The organism is Candidatus Zixiibacteriota bacterium (genome assembly GCA_035380245.1).
Lineage (GTDB): Bacteria > Zixibacteria > MSB-5A5 > GN15 > FEB-12 > DAOSXA01.
Window position 1 is genome coordinate 1 of the sequence record DAOSXA010000019.1, and the last position, 6,194, is coordinate 6,194.

Annotated in this window: 5 protein-coding genes; all 5 read right to left on the reverse strand. The window is 57.0% G+C overall.

Annotation, left to right across the window (positions count from 1 at the left end; genetic code table 11):
• Positions 1-207 precede the first annotated feature (207 nt).
• Positions 208-966, reverse strand: coding sequence for a hypothetical protein (locus PLF13_14885; protein HOP08555.1), 759 nt, complete (start codon positions 964-966; stop codon positions 208-210).
• 22 nt (positions 967-988) lie between these two features.
• Positions 989-1,792 carry an ABC transporter permease gene (locus PLF13_14890; GenBank protein HOP08556.1) on the reverse strand — a complete coding sequence of 268 codons (804 nt, stop codon included), beginning with the start codon at positions 1,790-1,792 and terminating at the stop codon, positions 989-991.
• Between the two features lie 2 nt (positions 1,793-1,794).
• Positions 1,795-2,739 (reverse strand): ABC transporter ATP-binding protein, encoded by a 945-nt coding sequence (locus tag PLF13_14895; protein ID HOP08557.1) that lies wholly within the window; start codon positions 2,737-2,739, stop codon positions 1,795-1,797.
• On the reverse strand, positions 2,726-3,460 hold the full coding sequence (locus tag PLF13_14900) for a hypothetical protein (protein ID HOP08558.1): 735 nt from the start codon (positions 3,458-3,460) through the stop codon (positions 2,726-2,728). The genes PLF13_14895 and PLF13_14900 overlap by 14 nt, the downstream gene beginning before the upstream one ends.
• 1,148 nt (positions 3,461-4,608) lie before the next feature.
• Positions 4,609-6,018: a radical SAM protein gene (locus PLF13_14905; GenBank protein HOP08559.1), complete on the reverse strand. Its 1,410-nt coding sequence runs from the start codon at positions 6,016-6,018 to the stop codon at positions 4,609-4,611.
• Between the last annotated feature and the right edge of the window lie 176 nt (positions 6,019-6,194).

The following is a 6,194-nucleotide window of genomic DNA, read 5'->3' on the forward strand; positions in this document are numbered from 1 at the left end:
ACGGGAATATGTGCGCGTTGCTTATTGACACGTCTCGGAGAGACGTGCCCTACAATTAGCTGTAAGTCGAAATCCCCTGTCCGCCGAAGGCGGATCGCGAAGCGAGGTTTCGACAACAAACGGGGTCATAGCAGCGCAGGTTCCTTGGAACCTGCGATCCTGCTGTCTTTGCGAGGAGCAAGGCGACGAAGCAATCTCGACCAACAACTACGATATCTGTATCAATCGTCCGACAAACATGTTGATCAAGAGCCAGATGGCCCACAAATAACTTACGGTAACGGCCGCAAGCCGCTTGCTTGCTCCGCCGGCTCGCGGCAGACCGATGATCAAGAGACTTACGATCCAGACATTCCCCAGATCCAGTTGGAAAAGCAGGTTGTAAAGAGGAGAGTCCTTCCATTCCGGCGGAAGAACCACCGCCGGCCCGAGAGTGATAAGACAGGTCCCCTTCGCAAAGGTGAGCCCGCTGACGACAAGCGCTTCGGGAATCTGGACGAGAAACGCCAGAGCCACGACCGACAGCACGGCCGTGAACCGCGAGCGATCGACTCCGAACAGCAGACCGAGCCAGATGAAGAACGCCGCCGGGACTATTTGCATAATTTTGGCCAGAGCAACAAAACCCAGACCGTAGGCTATTCCGGACCATTCCCAGCCGGGAACTCGCTGCGCGTCGATGTTATCTTGATAGGCCTGGACCTCCTGAGGCGACAGCGACGCATCGCTCCGAATCCTCCGCTCGGCATCGTCCAGGCGGACGTCGTTGGTGACCAGGAGCTGTGTGAAGGCCGTGACGATGACGAGCAGCAAGGGCAAGATCCAGCACGGTTTCGTTGCAACGGCGCGGAACGACCTGCCCGGCTCGTGATAGATCCCCGCCATGATCCGGAGCTTCGAGAGTGGTTTCGTCGTCTCCTGTACAGTATCCGCGTTCGCGGGCTGCGGAACGGTAATTTCGTTCATATTTCTTCCCTTGCAGATTGAATCAGTAATGTGCTAGGGTTCCCGCCTTTCGGGCGCGGTCGAATCCAAGGCGAACGGCCAGGAAGCCGGCCGGAAGTGTTACCAACGACATGATCAGAAGCAAACCCAGCTGTTGGGAGATCTCGGCCGTGGAGGCGCTCTGTATTAGCGTCAGTCTCAGGGCGTGCAGGGCATGGGTGGTCGGCAGCATCCACGATACCGTTTGCAGCCAGGGCGGCAGGTATTCGACCGGAAACAACACGCCGCTCAAGAGTCCGGTCAGAGTCGTAAAGGCCCAGGTGATCGGGTCGCCGACCTTGGTAACGATGATTACTCCGGCGCTCATGAGGCCTATCCCGGAAAGCGAGGTTATCGTCAAGACAATGACCAGCGCGGCCGCCGCAAGGTTAACGTCCATCGGGATGCCGAATACGAAGATCACGATCAGGAGCAGCAGCGTTACGTTGACGACGGCCTGCAGGAAGCTTACCAGACCGGCGTAGATCAGAACCAACTCCAGGCGCGTGTTGGAGAGCAGCAGATATTCGAGAGTTCCCATCTGCTGTTCGGATCGAATCGTCCCTTGGAACGAGTTGAGCGACACCCCCACGAACGAGGTGAAGGCGCTGCCGATGATCAGATAGGCGAGCAGATTGCCGCCGTACTGCTGCAACGCCGGAAAGGTGTTGCCGTCCTCGAGGAACTGACCCATGAACGAGAACTGCAACAAACCGACAAAACCGCCCACGACGCCGAGGGCAAGGGCGGTCTTGTAGCTGAACATGGTAACGATCATACGCTTGAGGAACAGAAAGATCTTGTACACGGTCAATCCTCCCGAGCCAGGGCGAGAAATACATCTTCCAGCGAGGCCTCTTCGGTCCGGGTCGAGGCAATCGGCAGTCCCGTCCGTGAAACCGCATATAGAGCGGCGTTCACGTTGAACTTGCCGTTGTAGTTGATTTCGAGCTCGTGATCGACGAAGGAGAGACCGTCGATTTCGGTCGCTCGTCGTATATCTCCCGTTAGGCAACGCCGCTGCAAGTCGGTGATCTTCGCCGATGAGTCGAAACGGATCGTCAATCGTTTTTTCCTGATCAGCGCCTTATACTCCGCCACCGTCCCCACCCGCGTGAGTCGCCCCCTTTTCAAAAAGCCAACCCGATCGGACAGACGTTCCGCCTCGGCGAGATCGTGGGTGGTGAGCAGGATTGTGCGGCCCCTCTCCTTCAAATCGCCGACAATCCGACGGATGCTTCCGGCCGACTCCGGATCAACGCTGCTGGTCGGCTCGTCGAGGAGCAGCACCGGCGGGTCGTGCAGCAGGGCGCGAGCAAGATTGAGCCGTTTGCGCATGCCGGAGCTGAAGCGCATGAACTGCAGATCGGAGTCCCCGGTTAGACCGACAAGATCAAGCACCTCGGCAACGCGATGCTTCAGTCGCGCTCGGCCGAGGCCATAGAGTCCTCCGAAAAACTCGAGATTCTGTGCCCCTGAGAGGCGGAAATAGAAGGTCCGCTCATCGCCGAGGACGAGCCCCAGCGACCGGCGCGCCTTCGACTCGGCCCGGCGCAGGTCGAAGCCGCAGACGGCAACGTCGCCCTGCCGGGGCAGGATCAGCCCCGATAGAACTCGAATCAGCGTGGTTTTTCCGGCGCCGTTCGGCCCGAGCAGGCAGAAGATCTCTCCCGGCCGCACCTCAAACGAGACCGCTTCCAGCGCACAATCCTCTCGCTTGGGATAACGATAATGAATGTCGTTAAGGTGTATCACTTACCGTAGTCCCCGTCTTGCTCGTGCTTGAGGCCGCGCCTGCATACTTCGCCAACAGGGCCAGGGCGAAATAGATGGCCAGGCTGAGAAACGGATTGAATGTGAAAGAGTTGAGAATCGCTGCCGGAAAGAGCGGCACAACCAGCACCAGCAATATGGAACGCATTTCATAGAAAGCGTAGGTCAGCGTTGCCTGCCAGAGCAACCATCCGGCGAGCCGGCTCGATATCGGTGCGCCCTGAGGCCACCGCAAAACGGTGATGACAGCCGCACTGATCAAGACGGCGGCAATCAGCCCCTTCTGGCTGCTCCCGAGCCACACGACGAGGCAGCTTGTCAGCATCACTCGCATGAGGAGCTCGTCGGACATCAGCCGGAAGGTATTTGCTAGTGACGTCAGAAGGTACTGCTTACCGGGGCCCGGTTGACCGAAGAAGTGGTCAAGCACGAGCAGCAATAATAGTACCAGCCCGGTTATCCAGACGGCCCTGTTCAACCGGAGTCCCCAGTCGCGCGCCGTCCATTGTCCTTGCCGGACGCCGAAGGCCATCACCACGGCAATTGCTGTCATGACCAGGGCTTCGACACCGAGATGCAGTTTCGCACTCGCCTCGCCTGCGACGATATCATCCTGCAAACCCCAATGACTGCCCGAAATCAGCCTCGCGAGAGCATAGACGACCACCATCGTAACTCCAACTAGAGCTGCACGGCGCTTCATCGCATCTCCACAGTCCGTAGTCATAATGAATCCTCTCCTGCTGGGTGGTTCAATGTGTCTCAATCTGCATCTGCGGCCAACGCCGAGTCAAGTTCAAAGAGCCATGGGCTGCCGTGGGGCTTTGTCCCTCGACAGCCCATGCGGTGCAAGTCAGGCCTGCCTATCAGAGTCACACACACGTTGTCGAGGTGCCGAGGCCATCAGTCACACTGATGGTCGGGGTCACACCTGCCAGAGCAGTAAATGAAACAGAAGATCGGGTCGCAAATGTCCAGGAAACATCTCGGAGGACAATCGCTGGTGTCGCTCAGTCCATCGGTCTCAGTCATTGGGTACACCAGCCAGTTCATATTCACACTCTCCAGTCTGAGGTTATGAGGTATTAACACATCAAAAGGCTCGCTGCACGGGGCACTCACTTGGAACAGCGCCAGAGAGAACGCCCAACATCGTTCTAGTCACAATCGTAGATCACTAAGTGCTCGCATAGGAATCCCGCTCCCCAGCACCCTATGACTATTCCGATGACAGCCACCAGAATACCGGCACATAATTGCGGCTGGTCTGACTCGTCTGGCGATTCAGTCGCAGGTCTTGGGGTTACAATCCAATCCATAATACTTCGCCCTCCATTAGATTATTGCACAAAATGCGATATTCGGGGTCAGATCGCTCGACCCTCTGCCTAATCCACTGTTTACACCAAACGAAACCGGTACCACCGTCACGTCTATCGGACTACGGGCAGCAAATGTCGGCCCGATTTGTCCCGTTAATGTTGAACATGCAGCAAAGAGATGCAAGGATATCGCCTACCGGTCCCGCCCTCTATGTCATAAATATCACCTCCTCGTGATCCGCGGATTATGCTGCCTCCCGTGCTCGGGTTCTACCTCACACCGTAATCGGCGCCGTATAGCTCGGCTTGATGATCATAGCTGCGGATCGTAAGGACCTCTCGTGGCACAGAACAGCCAGCATTGGCCATCCTTGGGACAGTAGCTGATGCACTTCGCGCAATAGCACGTTTCATTGCAACATGTGCCGATAAGGCAGAAGCCCCCGCATAGTGAACTAAGTCCGTCTTCTCCAGGCTGAATTAGCCAATTCATGCGATTCCTCTCTATTGGATGCGTTCCTTTAACGCGTTATTGATGATCCACCGTGGACGCCCGGTCACTGGCCACACGTGAGTCAAGTTGTGCGGCTAGCAGGTGGCGTTCTCGGGCCAATCTCACCAGTGGTAGAACGAGCGATAGGTTGTATTTCCAGGATACACAGTTGTCAATATCCGTCAGATAGAGCGATCGATGAGGGCACCCACCCGTACAGAGCGGTAGCAGTCCACACGTCAGACACTCGCCATTGAATGGCGTCCAACCCAACCATTTGGTGTAGTTGTTCTCGTAGGCTATTCCTTCGGGGCGGAGTATTCCCGTTCGTTTCTCATCGTGCCCAACTGTCTCCCAGCAGTTCTGTACAGTTCCGGTCGGTTCAATAACGGCCGATGAGGTACCTACTGCGCCGCATCCAAACTGCCTAGCCGGATAGCTGGCATGACGAAAACCCATGTCTATTGCTGTTGCATATGCGTCGGCCAGAAAGGCCGAGAACTCTGACGTAGCCAAGCAACTCGTGGATATGTCCGGACAAGAGCCACCTGCCTGGAAGACCTGCCCGAAGCTCAGCGAAATGTCTTTTCGTTTGTGGAACCCACGCCGCTTGAAATCCGCGAGCAGGTCGGGGATCCTGTTCTCGTTCCTCTTGTCGACGTTGATTCGGATGGCGATCCGTATCCCGGAATCCTCGGGCAAACTTGCGAGGTTATCCATGATCCGATCGAACGTTCCGCCGCCACCCTTCAGGCATCGTCGTTGATCGTGGATTTCACGGGGGCCGTCGATAGTAACCTGCGCGAAGCTCACCCGGCAGCGCCGCAACAGCTCAAGGTTCTTCTGATTGAGCAAATAGCCGTTGGTGATAATCCCAGCGTGAAAGTCCGCCTCCTTTTCGTTGCAGATGCGGATGAACTCCTCAGAAAGCGTCTCTATAATGTGGGGAGCGAGAAGCGGCTCACCTCCGTACCAGGTCACGCCGAAAGAGCCCTTGGGCTCAACTCGTTGCTCGCAGAGCCTGACGACGTTGTCGCAAACCTCGTCGGACATGACGCCGCCGCGATCGGCGGGTGTGGAACGGATCTTCGAGTCCTCATAGCAATAATCGCAGGCAAAGTTGCACTGCAGGGTAGGAATCAGGGTCAGACCGAAACCGCGGTTGCCGAAGCGAGAGCGGTAATGCGCGGCCCTGATCGCGGCCAGTTCGTCCAACTCCGGATCGATCAGGAATCCCCCCTTCTTGAGGTTTTCGATCAGGTCGGCGTTCTTTTCGCGGTCGATTTGATCGCCATCGCCGCCCGCGAGCGCCTCGTAAACCTCATAACTTTCGTCGTCCATCTCGGCCAGACCGCACGATAGGGCGTTGAACGCCAGTCGCTTGCCGTTTTCTGCGGGTACGAAATGGTTGTACCGCGAGGCTTTGAATTTCTTCGTTTCTTCCAAATCTTCCCTCCTGTTACTCGTTTCCGCCGACTCAACTCTCGTCTCCCGGCCCAAACCGACGGGCGGTGGGTACCTGCCGGGCGGGGCGGCACAGAATGGACGTGACTGGATCGTCCCATCCCGGCAGGCCTTGAACGTCACCCTTCCGATCGGATAAGGCGTTGGGAACAGCTAAC